This window comes from Allocoleopsis franciscana PCC 7113 (assembly GCF_000317515.1).
Taxonomy (GTDB): domain Bacteria; phylum Cyanobacteriota; class Cyanobacteriia; order Cyanobacteriales; family Coleofasciculaceae; genus Allocoleopsis; species Allocoleopsis franciscana.
Map to the genome: position 1 here is coordinate 2888232 of NC_019738.1, position 16342 is coordinate 2904573.

Annotated in this window: 10 protein-coding genes; 4 read left to right on the forward strand and 6 right to left on the reverse strand. The window is 44.7% G+C overall.

From position 1 onward, the window contains the following. The first annotated feature begins 301 nt into the window (after window positions 1-301). The 4 genes from MIC7113_RS12180 to MIC7113_RS12195 all read left to right on the forward strand — a co-directional run bounded on the left by MIC7113_RS12180 (window position 302) and on the right by MIC7113_RS12195 (window position 4840). Window positions 302-760, forward strand: coding sequence for a phage holin family protein (locus tag MIC7113_RS12180; protein WP_015182465.1), 459 nt, complete (start codon window positions 302-304; stop codon window positions 758-760). Window positions 761-1304: 544 nt separating this feature from the next. After that, complete coding sequence (locus MIC7113_RS12185; protein ID WP_015182466.1) at window positions 1305-2168, forward strand: SDR family oxidoreductase; 864 nt, start codon at window positions 1305-1307, stop codon at window positions 2166-2168. Between the two features lie 372 nt (window positions 2169-2540). Further along, window positions 2541-3410 carry an SDR family oxidoreductase gene (locus MIC7113_RS12190; protein ID WP_015182467.1) on the forward strand — a complete coding sequence of 290 codons (870 nt, stop codon included), beginning with the start codon at window positions 2541-2543 and terminating at the stop codon, window positions 3408-3410. Between the two features lie 341 nt (window positions 3411-3751). After that, a complete protein-coding gene (locus MIC7113_RS12195) occupies window positions 3752-4840 on the forward strand; it encodes a hypothetical protein (RefSeq protein WP_015182468.1) in 1089 nt (362 codons plus the stop codon). A gap of 14 nt (window positions 4841-4854) precedes the next feature. On the opposite strand, the gene MIC7113_RS12200 is transcribed toward MIC7113_RS12195, so the two are convergent. The 6 genes from MIC7113_RS12200 to MIC7113_RS12225 all read right to left on the reverse strand — a co-directional run bounded on the left by MIC7113_RS12200 (window position 4855) and on the right by MIC7113_RS12225 (window position 16325). Beyond that, window positions 4855-5199 (reverse strand): ArsR/SmtB family transcription factor, encoded by a 345-nt coding sequence (locus tag MIC7113_RS12200; protein ID WP_015182469.1) that lies wholly within the window; start codon window positions 5197-5199, stop codon window positions 4855-4857. Between the two features lie 221 nt (window positions 5200-5420). Then, complete coding sequence (locus MIC7113_RS12205) at window positions 5421-9506, reverse strand: hypothetical protein (protein ID WP_015182470.1); 4086 nt, start codon at window positions 9504-9506, stop codon at window positions 5421-5423. A 519-nt stretch (window positions 9507-10025) separates the two neighbouring features. Beyond that, entirely contained in the window at window positions 10026-10655 is a 630-nt protein-coding gene (locus tag MIC7113_RS12210; protein WP_015182471.1) for a cytochrome b N-terminal domain-containing protein, read from the reverse strand. 216 nt (window positions 10656-10871) lie between these two features. Beyond that, window positions 10872-13517 carry an ATP-binding protein gene (locus MIC7113_RS33290; protein WP_226883636.1) on the reverse strand — a complete coding sequence of 882 codons (2646 nt, stop codon included), beginning with the start codon at window positions 13515-13517 and terminating at the stop codon, window positions 10872-10874. 792 nt (window positions 13518-14309) lie between these two features. Beyond that, entirely contained in the window at window positions 14310-14549 is a 240-nt protein-coding gene (locus MIC7113_RS12220) for a helix-turn-helix domain-containing protein (RefSeq protein WP_015182473.1), read from the reverse strand. A gap of 414 nt (window positions 14550-14963) precedes the next feature. Then, complete coding sequence (locus tag MIC7113_RS12225) at window positions 14964-16325, reverse strand: MATE family efflux transporter (RefSeq protein ID WP_015182475.1); 1362 nt, start codon at window positions 16323-16325, stop codon at window positions 14964-14966. Window positions 16326-16342: the final 17 nt, after the last annotated feature.

The window sequence follows — 16342 nt, forward strand, 5'->3', positions numbered from 1 at the left end:
TCATAGATCGGATAGCTCTAAGTAGCTTCCTTCTTTTCAAGGGTTATCACCTCTTCTCTTAGGTTTGAGTTCAATTGTTCGGTTTTCTTTACTAATACAGGTTCTGTTTTACACCTCAATCAACTGTTGCACTACGTTAGTTTAATGTTGAGTTAGGTGATTTTGTTAAACAAAGTAACAATTCAATTATTTCCTAGGAAATCTATCTCTGTAGAGAGGACTGAGCCTATCTAATCATCGAGAATCGAAATAGTCCAACTTTAATTAGAAACTTACTGTCTGTAAATTTGAGGAAAAAACTATGCTTGGAACATTTTTTACATTATTAGCAACGGCGCTTAGCTTACTGGTTGTTGATTTAGTTGTTCCGGGAGTTGATCTGGCAACGTTTCCCGCTGCGTTGATTGCTGCTGCGGTGCTTGGAGGAGTTAACTCTTCTGTTAAGCCGATTCTGTCAGCGCTATCAATGCCATTAAACTTTGTCAGCCTGGGAGCATTTTCAATAGTTGTTAACGGACTCTGCTTTTGGCTAGCGTCACTCTTCGTACCTGGATTTAGGGTGAGTGGTTTATTAGCGTTTATCCTAGGCCCCATCATCTTGTCTTTTGTGAACACGTTCTTGAGCAATTACTTTGCTGAAAAGAACCCCGAACTCAAGATTGGTGGTGTTTCAAGCAACACTAATCAGTTGGACGCGGCACGGAATTCTGAAGTTAAGATGGAAGTGGCTCAGAAAAATCCTAACAAAGTTGAAGCATAATCTGAGCTATCAAGAAATACTCAATCCATAGATTCAGTTGAGGAGCAAGTAGTAATACTTGCTCTGTTGTTATTTAGTTATTATTTAATTTATAGACGTTAATGATTCAATTTGGGGCACCTTTCGGCTGGTGCATCCCCATCAGGGGCAAACCTGAGATTAAACTTATTTCTAAGGAATAATTGACAAAAAAACTAAAATGTGAATTAAATGTGCTTTGTTAGCTCTGATATCAATTCTTTTTAATCTTGCAATGATTAAACCCCCCATGGCTGCTGTCCCCTCTTACCAAGGGAGGAACTACAGGGGGAGCAAATAGAGAGTAACATCCCGGAGAATTGGTATAAGGGTATCTTTTTCTTTCTATCGCCAGATATAGCAGGGGACGTTAATTAGTGGTTAAACTATATAAAGATATATAGTACTTGAATAAAACCTACAAAAAGTTAAAAAAGCTTGAGTTAGGCGTATTTTTAGGCTACTTTTTCAAAGTTTGCCTTTTCTGCGTGGGTTTCTTGCTTTAATAAAATATCAACAGAAAGAGATGACATTAGCAAAAACAACGAAGCCAACACCGAAACAGAAGCAAAGTTCTGGCAGTAAATCGGACATGATGCAGCAAAAACACATTGATGAGTTGAAGGATACATTAACAGCTCAGGGGAGGGGCAAGTTATGTAACAAGGTAGCGTTGATTGTTGGTGGAGATAGTGGGATAGGGCGTGCAGTGGCTATCGCATTTGCCAAAGAAGAAGCTGATATCGCGATCATCTACCGCAATGCTAGGGAAGATGCCAAAAAAACCCAAACAATGGTAGAGGAACAGGGGCGCTCCTGCCTTTTGATTGGCGGTGATGTTGAAGATGAACAATTCTGCCAGCAGGCCGTACAAAAAGCTATTGATCAGTTTGGCAAAATTGATATTTTGGTGAATAATGCCGCTGAACAGCAGTCGCCAAAAAGTCCAGAAAACATCAGCATTGACGAGCTAGAGCGTACTTTACAAAGTAATCTCTGCCCGATGTTTTATATGACTAATGCCGCACTTCCTTACCTCCAAGAGGGAAGTACTATCATCAACACCACCTCTGTAACTGCATCCCAAGGTAACCAACAATCCTTAAACTATACCTCTAACAAGGGAGCCATTCTGACCTTTACTCGTTCCTTATCTCAATCATTGCAAGATAAAGGAATTCGAGTTAACGGTGTTGCACCTGGCCCTGTCTGGACAATGCTGGTTCCTTCTAATTTATCCGCTGATAGAGTTAAATCAATCGGCGATAAGATGCCAATGGGAGTAGAGAGTCACCCCGAAGAAATTGCCCAAAGTGTGGTCTTTTTAGCCTCAGAGGAGGCTTCTTACATGGCAGGTCAAGTACTGTTTACCCAAAGTATGCCCTGTTAATCGGCTTTTCCTGGCAAATTCTTGTGTTCTAATTTAGAAACTATCCCTAAAAAATAACTGACACAGTAAAGCTACACCCACTCAATCTGTGGGTGATTTTTTATTTCTTATCTCTTGTTAGATTTATATTGAGTCATCTGATACCCCATCTGTCTACTGAATACCCGACATCTTTTAGGATTTTGGAAATATTTCATGACATTAAATTGTAAGGGTCATTACTGAGGTTGTTAATAAAAACCTAGCCTAAAGGCATAGCTCAAACTTCTTTCTAATGACGCAAGAACTAAGCGCCACTTCTTTCTAACGTGTTAGAGGTTTGAAAAAACCATACAGACCCTGAAAATTAATAGGCAAAAAAAGTAAAAAACTATGACTCAAGCTAAACAAAAACAGGAATTACAACCACCGCAACACCAAGATCAGCGACCGGGTAGCGAATCTAAAATGACACCCAAACCCCAGGCACAGGGTTCTAATTACCGGGCAGCGGGGAAATTAGAAGGCAAAGTGGCACTGATTACGGGTGGCGATAGCGGAATTGGTCGTTCAGTCGCAATCCTTTACGCTAAAGAAGGAGCCGATGTAGCAATCATGTACCTCAGCGAAGACAAGGATGCAGAGGAAACGAAGCGACTGGTGGAAGCTGAAGGCAAGCGCTGTGTGATGCTCAAGGGGGATGTAGGAGACGAGCAGTTCTGCCAACAAGCGGTGCAGCAAACGGTTCAGGAGTTGGGACAGCTAGATATCCTGATTAACAACGCAGCAGAACAGCATCCCCAAGAGAGCATTGAGAAGATTACTGCCGAGCAACTAGAGCGCACCTTCCGAACCAATATTTTTGGTATGTTTTTTATGGCCAAAGCGGCTCTACCCCACCTGAAGGAAGGTAGTGCCATCATCAATACCACGTCTGTCACTGCCTACAAAGGCAATCCTCAACTGTTGGACTACTCTTCTACTAAGGGTGCAATTGTTGCCTTTACTCGTTCTCTATCAAAATCCTTAGTTGAGAAGAAAATTCGCGTGAATGGTGTGGCTCCCGGCCCCATCTGGACTCCCTTAATTCCCTCCACATTTCCTGAGGAAAAGGTGGAGAGCTTTGGCGCACAAGTACCCATGCACCGTGCTGGACAACCTGAAGAAGTTGCCCCTTGTTATGTATTCTTGGCTTCGGATGACTCTTCCTATATGTCAGGTCAAATTCTCCATCCCAATGGTGGTGAAGTCGTGAACGCCTAGATTATGAAGTACAGGAACCTCTACGGTTAATAGAGGCTTCTTTATATCCTTCTCTTAATTGGATACAGTATCTTTCTAGGGGCGCACGGCTGTGAGCCTCTAGAGTTCTGTGTATCACACACAATTAAGCACCGTTGTACTATGAGACATAAACAGGACTTACGCAGAACCTCTATCTGTAGGGTGGGCATTGCCCACCATAACTCTACATGTAGTACTTAAATCATCAATTTGCGTAAGTCCTGATAAAATAATCTATTCAAGAACGTGGCTTACTGCGGAAATACCTGTGTTGTTGGTGTATTTAAGTGCAAAAAGCTCTGAGTTAAAATCAGTAAACGATGGCTGAAAATTTTACAGGGGTAATTCTTTTTGCTAATGGTTTCCCAGCTCAAAACGTTCTTGTTCGCGTTTTCGATAAGGATGAACCAGGAACAGGAGATGACGATCTCACGATTGACCCAGGTCGTTCTGATCGCGAAGGTAAGTTCACTGTTTATTTTGAACCCTCTCGTTACCTTGATTACCACATAGTAACGACAAAAGAACCCATTAACATTCCTTGGGACTTGACACTGACTACGCGCCCACGACGCATCGCTGATATCACGGATATTTATCTGCCGTATTTAGAATTTCGCTACACCTTTAACGGTCGGCGTTGCGTTCATACTGCCTTTATGGGGCCATTTCAAACCGAGTTTCGTTTACCTGAAATCCCGGCATTTGACTTTAAACCCTCTCTGCATGGGTTCAAGTTTATCAACAACTTTTCCGGCTATCCAATCCCTTTTTCCATTCCTAATTTACCAGAGCTTTCGTCGGTTGGTAAAGCCTATGGACTTTGTGGAGGAATGTCTTCGGCGGTGTATGACTTTGTCCTGACGAATCGGCATATTCCTGCGGACATCAACACACCCGTTCAAGGCTCACCTTTACATCAATATCTCTATCGACGACAGGTTGACACATTTGGAGCATTAGGTGAATATATTGCAAAGTTTGCTCAATGGATGGCGTTACCTGACGGTACAATTCTTGGCGTTTATAAGCGAACCTATGATGAATTTGAGGAAATTCATGCCAAGCTGGATGACGGTAATGCGGTAGTATTGGGGCTGGTTTATATGACTGGTCTCGATAGTTTAAAAATTTGGAACAATCATCAAGTTTTAGCCTATAGTTACTCAGAAGTTTCAGCGACCACCATCGATATCAATATCTACGATCCGAATTATCCCCAAAGGGATGATGTGATCATTCGGATGGAAAGAATACCCGTTGGCACTACGTTTATTCCTGGTGTCCCCCCCCGTAAAAGAACTGTTTTAGGTTTTAAATGTTGCCAAAAAATAGGTAGTCTAAACAAGAATGTACGCGGTTTTTTTGCGATGCCTTATGTACCTGTAATGCCTCCATCGGGAATTTAAAATCATCTACATAGCTAAAATTTTTTGAAGGTATCGAGTAGTTCTAACTGTTGAGATTTTTCCTCTAGTTTTACAGCCAATTGATCGCAGACGACCCTACACAACTCAAAAATGGTCAAGTCAGCAATCTGATAAAATACGCTGACTCCCTGAGGTTGACGAACCACAATCCCCGCTTGAGTCAAAATTTTCAAGTGTTTCGAGACATTCGCCTGTCCTAGTCCTGTGGCTTCGATAATATCGGTAACATTTTTGGTGCCATCTTTGAGGCAGCATAAAATCTGAAGCCGACTGACCTCAGACAAAACCTTAAAATAGTCAGCCATCTGGGTAAGGGCTGTTGGGGAAATCTGTGACATCAATCCTGAATTTTTATCAACTCATGTATAGTTAAAATATTACCATATAGTGATAATGTTATAATTAATCGGCGGAATATGTGTTGCTTCTGAAGTCGTTTACAAATGCAGAATGGGTGTTCATCAAAAGTTATAAAACGACAAAATAGGGACACGATGCTTAGCGTGCCCCTACCCGTAACTATGCTGTAACTCAATTGAAAACTACTATCGTCAATGGCTTACCATTGCAGGTTAGCAATCTCATCCTCGTCCCCCCAGAGATCGCCTTGGGGATCGGGTAAATTCTCAAGATAGGAGATCGAAGCCTTTAGTTCTTCCTGAAGCAGTACGATCGCTGTTGCTAATGGCTCAAGGTTTTGCCCTTTCGTGTCGTCCCAAGGGTCAACACTTGAGGCAGTCGCCCCATTTTTGAGAGAATTTAAGGCTTTTAGCTCACTATCAAGGTTTGCCATCGCTTGCTCTACCCCATCCAGATCAAACGCTAGGGGAGCTGGTAGATTTTCTAGACACAAGCTCATAGCATCCACCTGAAAACTGAAGTCCTCGACTGCTTCTTCGTCCCCATTCAGGTCAATCTCTCCAAACTGAGCGATCGCAGCTTCCAACTGTTCAATTGCTTCGGTTTCTGGTCGAGCCTTGAAATGTTGAGATAGAACATCCATTTGACCTTGAGTATCTGCGATCGCTTGCTTTAGACCACTGACATTAACATCTGAGCCAGTCTTTAACTGACCAAGATGCAAGGCAACAGCAACTAGCTGCTCTGTGAGCTGCTCAATCGTCGTTTCTATCTGCTTAATGGCTTGTGTTTCAGGTCGATCTTGAAACCGTTGAATCAGTTCGCCTAATGGCCCTGGAATATCTGTACTCGCTACTTCTTGCCCAATGGGTTTAACCTTTTCAGGGACGGGTAGAGGTACCTCATCAAACACGGTTGAGAGAGGCAGCTCATCAAAAGGTGACGCGATGATATCCTGTTGAGCCAGAGTATTTTGGCTAGCTACCTCTTCCTCATGAAGTTGAACCGCTTGTGGAATTACTTGTGGAATTGATAGATGATCCACACGCTGTTTCAGGGCGTCTAACTGTACACTCAGCTCTAAGATCGCCTCGTCAAATCCTGTATTATCAACAGATTGAGGTGCTGAGGTGCTATCAACAGGCTGTGCTAAAGTTTCGACGTACTCCGCCAGTTGTGCGATCGCCCCTTCCAACTGCTCAATCGCTTGAGCCTCAGGTCGCTCATTGAACTGTTGGTTCAAGCTATCAAGTTGACCTTGGATCGTAGTGATCGCTTGAGCGGTCGGAATATTCTCCAGAAACAGTGTGACAGTTTCTAACTGTTCAGACAGTTGTGAGATCGCAGCTTGTGATTGTTCAATGGCTTGAGCCTCAGGTCGAGCATTAAACTGTTGGTTCAAGCTCTCTATTTGACCTTGGATTGTAGAGATGGCTTGTTCCACTCCAGTCAGGTCAACCGCTTGAGCAGTCGGAGTATTCTCTAGGCGCAGTGTGACAGTTTCTAACTGTTCAGCCAGTTGTGAGATCGCAGCTTGTGATTGTTCAATGGCTTGAGCCTCAGGTCGAGCATTAAACTGTTGGTTCAAGCTCCCTATTTGACCTTGGATTGTAGAGATGGCTTGTTCCACTCCAGTCAGGTCAACCGCTTGAGCAGTCGGAGTATTCTCCAGACGCACGGTTACAGTTTCTAACTGTTCAGCCAGTTGTGAGATCGCAGCTTGTGATTGTTCAATGGCTTGAGCTTCAGGTCGAGCATTGAGCTGTTGGTTCAAGCTCTCTATTTGACCTTGGATTGTAGAGATGGCTTGTTCCACTCCAGTCAGGTCAACCGCTTGAGCAGTCGGAGTATTCTCTAGGCGCAGTGTGACAGTTTCTAACTGTTCAGCCAGTTGTGAGATCGCAGCTTGTGATTGTTCAATGGCTTGAGCTTCAGGTCGAGCATTGAGCTGTTGGTTCAAGCTCTCTATTTGACCTTGGATTGTAGAGATGGCTTGTTCCACTCCAGTCAGGTCAACCGCTTGAGCAGTCGGAGTATTCTCTAGGCGCAGTGTGACAGTTTCTAACTGTTCAGCCAGTTGTGAGATCGCAGCTTGTGATTGTTCAATGGCTTGAGCTTCAGGTCGAGCATTGAGCTGTTGGTTCAAGCTCTCTATTTGACCTTGGATTGTAGAGATGGCTTGTTCCACTCCAGTCAGGTCAACCGCTTGAGCAGTCGGAGTATTCTCCAGACGCACGGTTACAGTTTCTAACTGTTCAGCCAGTTGTGCGATCGCAGCTTGTGATTGTTCAATGGCTTGAGCTTCAGGTCGAGCATTAAACTGTTGGTTCAAGCTCTCTATTTGACCTTGGATTGTAGCGATCGCTTGTTCTACTTCAGTCAGGTCAAGCGTTTGATGTGCTGAGCTACTATCCAAACGCAGTCTTAACAACTGCTCTGTCAGCCTTGCAATTGCGATTTCTGATTGCTGAATCGCTTGGAGTTCAGGTCGAGTGTTGAACTGCTGCGTTAAGTCCTCTAACTGTTCTTGGATATTTGCGATCGCCTCTTCTACACCACTTAGGTCAACGGCTTGGGGTGCCGAGGAATGATCTAGCAAGAGTGTGAGCGCTCTTAGCTGACCCTGAATTGTATCGATTTCCTGTTCTACTGCACTCAGGTCAGGTTCTGATGCCGTTGGGAGATGATCTAAACGTTGGGTTACGGCCTCTAGTTGCTCACTCAGCCGTGCGATCGCGGTTTGTGATTCCTCAATGGATTGCGTTTCAGGTCGAGTATTGAACTGTTGGTTGAGGCCATCTAGCTGACGATTAATATCTAAAATCGCCCATTCTAGACCACTGATGTCAGCCGGTTGGAGGGTTGGGGCTTGCTCTAAGCGCTGTGTAATCGCTTCTAGCTGTTCACTTAGTTGTGCGATCGCATTTTGGGATTGCTCCAACCCTTGAAGTTCGGGTCGGGAGTTAAACTGCCGGTTGAGGGTTTCCAATTGACCTTGGAATTCACCAATTACCTGCTCTATGCCACCCAAGTCAAACGCTTGGGGTGTCGCCACCTCATCCAGACGCAGTGTAACTGCATGAAGTTGACCTTGGATGTCTGCAATTGCCTGTTCAACTCCACTCAGGTCTACTTCTGATACAGTTGGGGCATTATTCAGATGGAATGTGATGGCTTCTAGCTGCTCACTCAGTTGTGCGATCGCAGCTTGTGATTGCTCTAACCCTTGAAGTTCGGGTCGCGAGTTGAACTGCTGGTTGAGGGTTTCCAATTGACCTTGGAATTCACCAATCATCTGCTCAATGCTACCCAAGTCAAACGCTTGGGGTGTCGCCACCTCATCCAGACGCAGTGTAACTGCATGAAGTTGACCTTGGATGTCTGCAATTGCCTGTTCAACTCCACTCAGGTCTACTTCTGATACAGTTGGGGCATTATTCAGATGGAATGTGATGGCTTCTAGCTGCTCACTCAGTTGTGCGATCGCAGCTTGTGATTGCTCTAACCCTTGAAGTTCGGGTCGCGAGTTGAACTGCTGGTTGAGGGTTTCCAGTTGTCCCTGCAAATCGCCAATCATCTGCTCAATGGTACCCAAGTCAAACGCTTGGGGTGTCGCCACCTCATCCAGACGTAGTGTGACTGCATTCAGTTGATTTTGGATGTCTGCAATTGCCTGTTCAACTCCACTCAGGTCAGCTTCTTGTGGCGTAGATAGCTGATCGAGACGGAAGGTCAAAGTCTCCAATTGACTATTAATATAATTGATCGCTTGCTCGATCTCAGGTAGGTCAAATCCTGTTGCTGTCGGCAATTGATCGAAACGGAGTGTTAAATCCTCTAGTTGATTATTAATGTAACCGATCGCTTGCTCTACCCCGCTTAAGTCAATTTCTGGCGAAGTTGATGACTGAGCAAGGCGCGAAGTCATATCGTTTAGCTGTTCTTTAAGCTGTGCGATCGTTCCTTCCAACGCCCCGACTGATTGAGCTTCCGGTCGAGTGTAGAACTGTTGATCCAAGTCGCTGAGCCGACGATTGATCGCCGGTAGTGCCTGGACTTCTTGCTGTAAAGATTGAACCACTTGATACGCTTGGGTCAGCGCCTCGGTGGTGTACTGCTGTATTTCTTGATCCACTCGACGCCGATTAGCCAAGTTCAGCGAGAGTGCCAAGGTCAACGGCGCGGCGGCAAAAATCGCCTGCCCAGATACCGCAGCTACGACGCTACCTAAAGCGGAGCCAGCAAGGGCGACATATTCGGAAATCTCTAGCGTTTGTTTGTCCATATCTGTTTGTCGATACCTGGGCCTGATTAGCCTCAAGAGTGGTTCACTTTTTAGCTCCTCCCAAGAGGGTTTGGAAACGTCTCCTGAGTTAGTCTCCGCCACTGCCCAATTTGACGAGCCGGAGCGGCGATGTGCAGTTGTGCTTTTACTGCCAGTTTGTTGGACACTTGAATCGAAGCGGGGTGAACTGAGATGGATGCATCTCACAATTGCAGAGATACACTTCTAGTACTTACCGCTGAAGAATCCATCTGTCCGGATTTTTTTGGCAGATATATAGGCTGTAACTTAGATGCTCCTGAACCCCATTTTTCCAAATGGGAGTCTTGAGAAAAGGGCTATTCGCTCATTCTAAAAAGTCGTATACAAGTTAATCCGACCTTGCCCATTCCTCATTGTCTGTGATCTTTCTGTACACTGACAACTGACCTTTGACAAAGAAACTGTAAAGCAACCACCCTTCCATGAGGCTAGCAGGAAGAGAGGTTGCTTTAGGAGTATGGTGTATACTTGGAGCCGTTATTCCGATAACGAGAGATTAGCCTGTGTTTCTTGAAGTACCTGCTTTTCCTCTTTCTCCTGTATCAGTAAACCCCCCAAATGAATAATCGCCAGAATCAGCGCCCCAATGGATAGAACATAACTATGCAACGTGTACAGGTGCGCGACGGTTACGGTATTCACGGCTCCACCGCCGGTTAGGATGGTTCGCAGCAGGGAACCGATAATTGGGATGGCTTCTAATGTCCCTAACTCGATTTGAAAACGCCAATATCCCACCTGTGTCCAATCGAGCAGCATGGCTGTCCAGCTTAAGGCGATCGCGGTTAAAGTTAACAAAATTCCGCTGATCCAAGCCGTGAGCCAGCTAGGGCGAAATTTTTCACCCAGAAACATCACCACAATTTCTATCAAAGAAACTCCAATTAAGCCATTTCCAGCTATTTCATGAATACGCTGAATCAGCCAACCATTGGGAATCTCAAATTTGATCATCTTCAGGGAATTATAAGCTCCGCCTGCTGTAGGTTCGTAATAGAAGGATAAAAGAATTCCTGTGATAGCTGCCAGTAGGCTCAAAGCCAGAATAGCGATAGCCAGAATAGTAGCCAATCGCCGAAGTACGAAGCTGTACGGTACATTTTTCATGGCTAATCTCCAACCTAAAAGGGTTGAATATATATTTTTATTTAATTATATGTAGTTTTCTTGATTTAAGCTCTAATGTGCCATTCAAGTTCTAGTGCAATGCAGCAAAAGTTTTCCACCACTTCAATAAGATTAAAGTAAAAGCTTGCTCCTCAGCACCTCATCACCTCAGCACCTCAGCACCTCAGCTCCACTATCTTTGAACCCAACTTGCTCTTAGCCCCTAGTCTGCCGCAGCGGAATCTCAATCATAAACTCCGCTCCCTGCTTGGGTTCTGCAACACAGTACAATTTACCGCCATGCTTTTCTACAATAATTTGATAACTAATTGATAACCCTAGACCTGTCCCTTTACCAATGGGTTTTGTAGTAAAAAAGGGGTCAAATAACTTACAAGATTGGTCTTTCTTGATACCCATTCCATTATCACTAATACGAATTGCCACCCAGTCTTCCTTAACTATTTCGGTATAAATCCGAATCCAGGGTAAGCTGTCTAAAGATGGTCTATTCTCCTCTGCATTGTAGGTGAATTTATCCTCTAAAGAATCAATTGAATTAACCAAAATATTCATAAATACTTGGTTCAGTTGACCTGGGTAACATTCGACCAAAGGCAACTGACCATATTCCTTGATGACTTCGATACCGGGATGTTTAAGCGTAGCTTTTAAGCGACTTTTCAAAATCATCAAGGTACTGTCAATCCCCTCATGGATATCGACGGCTTTCACTTCAGCTTCATCCAGTCGAGAGAAACTTCGGAGTGATTGGACAATCTCATGAATGCGCTCTGCGCCTACCTGCATTGAATCCATGAGCTTAGGCAAGTCATCCTTCAGAAAATCTAAATCGATGGCTTCTATTTCCTCTTGCATGATCGAGAGAAAATTAGGACAGTGCTGTTGGTAAAGTTCCACCAATCTCAATAAATCTTGAGTATAATCCTGAGCGTGAATTAGATTGCCATAAATAAAATTGATCGGGTTGTTGATTTCATGCGCTACACCCGCCACCAACTGACCCAGACTTGACATTTTTTCAGTCTGAATTAGTTGAGCTTGAGTGTGTTGTAGTTCGTACAACGCTGTCTCTAAATCTTTGGCCTGTGTTCTTAATAAAGCTTCTGATTCTTGTAATGCTTCCGCCACTCGTTGGCGCTTCGACACTTCCAGTTCTAATTCTTGATTAGCGGTTGATAGTTCTCGTGTGCGTTCTTGAACTCGTTGTTCGAGTTGTTCCTTAGCCGCGTTAATTTCGTGAAATTTTTGCTCCAGCAATTCAGCCATAAATTGAGAGTTGGAGACGAGCGTATTCATCTCGGTTATCCAGCTATTAGGCCAATGAATAGCTTTTTGGTTTAACAATTTATCCGGTAGGTCAGTCGTCAATTCAGCGAGTTGTAAAAGCGGTTGAGCTAACCAGCGACTAATGACATTCGCCATGGCTAGAGCTAATGCTGTAATCAAAAGCAGGATGGATAGGCTTTTAATATAAAGATTTTCCAGGTAGATGAAGTGGGGCTGAGTGGGAACAGCAACAATTACCTGAAAAGGAAGCTTCTCCCCAGCAGAAGTTTTTTGTACATAAAAAGATTTTTTCCAACGCATCATAATTGGCATTTCCCCCAACGGTAGCCATTGATAAACTTTGTCATTGAGGGGACGAATTTCTCCACCTTGACGCTGCTTAAATTTGCTTAGGGTTGGCATGTCAAGACGGGTGCTCGTAATCACGCGATCTTGGCGATCTAAGAGGGTGATTTCCATTTCTCTGAGAGTCGTGAATGATTTAAGCAGTTGAGCAAGATGGCTCAAATCGATTTCACTAACAACACTACCGACCAAGCGATAGTTACGGATAATTGGTACAATTTGGACGAGCCTGGGAGGGGCGTGATGGTCATCGATGAGTAAAACTTGTGACGTTATAGACGGTTGGGTGAGGTCTGATGCCTTCATTCCAATACTTTCTGTGATCGTTTTTTCTAGCTCTGAGTAAGAAGCAATGGTGCTACCTATACCCGCAAAGCTGAGGGTTTGACCCTCTCGATTCATTACAAAAAGTTGATCAATGGTTGAAAATGTGCGTTGCAAGAGTTCCGTGCTTTCCTGCAACTTTATCGATGATTTTATGTCAGAATGTACAGCAACTTCCGCGAGTTGCTTCAGTGCGTTTAGATTTTGTTGATGCCAAAAGCGCACTTCAATCGCCAAGTCTGTGGATACGGTTTCCAGATTGGCTTGAATTGTTTTTTCCATATTACTTATGGCACTTCGGCTATTCAAAACCAAGAGTGTTAAAGCTGGAAATAAGACAAAAGCTACTAAGAGGTTAAATAAGGTTTGTTGAAGGGAGAGAGTTTTGGCAATTTTGGGACGATCTGCCCAGGTTGGGATAGGTGAGTGGGTGAGTAACAAACTGGCAATCAGGGCATTGAAGATGCCATTGATACCCTGCTTGAACATCACTAGGAAGACGGTTTGAGATGGCACACCCAGTGGGATTGAGTAGAACAGCCATACCAATGGCATACCCACAAAAATCCAGTAAAATCCATCCAGCAGCAAGAGATTAGGACACTTGCGTCGCCACCAACCGACGAACAATGCTTCACCGATGAGGATGATTCCTGCATAAGGATGCCCCCATAACAAAAAGGTATGGGAACCGGCCAGCATGGCGGCAACAGCACCCCACCCTATCCCATAAAGCCATACCACCATTAAGACGGCAATACTGCCAAACAAAAAATCTACTCCAAAAAATAGGGATAGATTGAAATAATTACCTGCGTATCCAGCGAGAATCAAAACAGCCAACACGAAGGACGATCTGAGTCGCCAATGCGCTTGAGACACTGCCAGTTTTTTTGAGGAAGTGACAACATTTCTGAACTTCTTACCCCGAAGTTTTTTGATCAGCCTGTTTTGATGTAAAACCATACGCTCTTGAGGGGGTAAGAGTTTTGCCGAATTTTTTCGGGATGTGCTATAGCGTTTCTCTATTTGGTGAGGTACAACGTAGTTGGCTTTAAGGTAGAAGGCAGAGGGCAAAGGGCAGAAGTTGAGTGTACTCCACTTATTTGAGAATCGCTATAATAATTTTTTCTTCGTCCTATTTTATTTGCACCCGGATTGAAACAAAGAAGTTGATCAAAGATTTAAGGTCTTATATGTACTATGATATCCTGGCTTTTTAGCAATGAACCTATTCCAATATCGGCTGACAGATGAAACTCCTTTGTCTGTGGTATCAGTGGGGCTTAAGCTTGACAGATTGGAATTCTCAAAACTAGCTATTAGCAAAGCTTGGGCGCGATCGCGTCCCGCTGCGCTTGCCAAATTCCTCGTATCCAAATTGGGATGACTCTTGCGAGATTTCCCGAACCACCATTAATTTACTGAAACTTTACATTACTTAACCTGATTCTGGGTGTTTCAGCTTGTATTACTGAAGGGACTTTACTGATGAGCGTGGATAATCAGTACCGACTTGTGGTGCCTTACAGTCAAAAGCTTAGAGTCATATTCAATAGGTATACATGAGTCTCTTTTTTGGGTTAGGAAACATTAGCCGCGCTACATTTAGGCGGACAATTAACCTATACCCTACACCCTAAAAGATAAGAAGTCGCGAGGATATTAACCTGTTTAAAAGTTCCAAGAATTAGGTTCAGAAGCAGCTTCTTCCTCTTCATAAACCATCAAATCTCCTGGTTGACAATTGAGAGCTTTGCAAAGCGAATTCAGTGTAGATTCGTCAATCCTAGTCAGGCGACGACGAACCTTGAGTCGAGACACAGACTTAGGATTCATGCCAATTAAGAGAGCGAGTTCCTTATTGCTGATGTTGCGCTCAGCCATTACTACTGCCAATTTCCAGTGAATCACTGTTTAACTGCTCACTTTTGAGTCATGCTGTTGCTAGGCAGATATTATCATTTTTCCTCATTGATTATTGATAAATATACATTTATAGCAAAAGGCAGGAGGCAGAAGGCAGGGGGCAGAAGGCAGGAGGCAGAAGGCAGAAGGCAGATGGCAGGAGACAGGAGGCAGGGGGCAGGGGGCAGGGGGCAGGGGGCAGGAGGCAGGAGGCAGGAGGCAGATGGCAGGAGGCAGGGGGCAGGAGGCAGATGGCAGATGGCAGATGGCAGATGGCAGGAGGTTTTTTACTGGTACGTGGTCGTTTACAGCCGTTCAATCTGTCCTAAGCTTTATGGGGATAGCTATAAAGTAGATTTTTGTAGCTTAATAGTGAACAAGCTGAATCGATGCTATCGAACTCATGAAGTTGCAGCCAAGCTATCGCCATGCCCGCGCTATGCTAAATCGCCACGTCAAAATCCCAGCCGCAACCGCCAAACCAATGGCAAATCCCCACCACAACCCAACACCACCCAATCCCCATACCATCCCCAAGGTGTAGCCACAAGGTAAGCCAATTCCCCAATATGCCAGGGTACCAATTAGCAGAGGAACTTGCGTATCTTTCAATCCTCGCAATGCACCCGCCGCCGCTACTTGAATACCATCCACGATTTGGAACATTGCCGCCACTGCCAACATAGTCTTCGCTAAATTCACAACCACTGCATTGGCTGGATTGGCAGTATCGAGGTAAAGGGATACAATTTTTCCGGGAATCGTCCAGAATAGGATACCCGTCAGCATCATACACAACGCTGCCATGCCAATCCCCACAAATCCCGCCAGTCGTGCGCCGTTAGGATTGCCTTGTCCCATGCACTGTCCCACTCGGACTGTAGTTGCAATGGAAATCCCGACAGGAATCATAAAGGTGACAACCGCTGTTTGCAAGGCAATTTGATGAGCGGCTAATGTGGTAGTTCCCAATTGTCCCATTAAAAAAGTGACACAGGTAAAGAATCCACCTTCGACTCCGGCTAACACACCAATAGGCATACCCACTCGCAACAGTTCCCCAAAGACTTTGGCTTCAAACTGATGCAAATTAGAGAATGCGCCGTAGACTCGAAGCTGAGGTTGATAGAGGATATAGATGGCTAAGCTGGCAAACATCGCCCAAAGTGATAGAGCACTTGCCCAACCGAGTCCGACTAATCCCAGTGCAGGGAACCCAAATTTACCAAACGCCAGGATATAGTTAGCGACAACATTCAATAGGGTACCGCCAATCATGGTGACAATCACAGGACGGGGGCGTGAGAGTGATGAGACAAAACTTCTCAACACCGCAAAGCCTAATGCGGGAAGATAGCCCCATGCGATCGCTCTCAGGTAGGCTGCTGCTAAGATGACATTCTCCGGTTCTTGTCCCAGTAAGCGCAACAATGAGCCGCTATGCCAAATCAGTAGGGTGGCGGGAATTGCCAAGATAATGGATAACCACAAGCCTTGTCCCACGACTCGACCCACTTGTTCAATTCGTCCCGCTCCATAAGCTTCTGCGACGAGTGGACTGACGGCGGAGATAATGGCAGAACCGATTGTAATGAGCAAATGAAAGGTGATGGCTCCCAGTGCCCCCGCTGCAATAATTTGGCTGCCCAAAATCCCCATCATGATGGTATCGACAAAGGTTGTTGCCGCTTGAGATAGTTGTGCTCCAGCGAGGGGAATGGCAAGAATCAGGTATTGTTTAATTTCAGCGATGACCCTGGATTTTAAGGGTTTTTCAGTCATAGGAATTCACGGGCGGG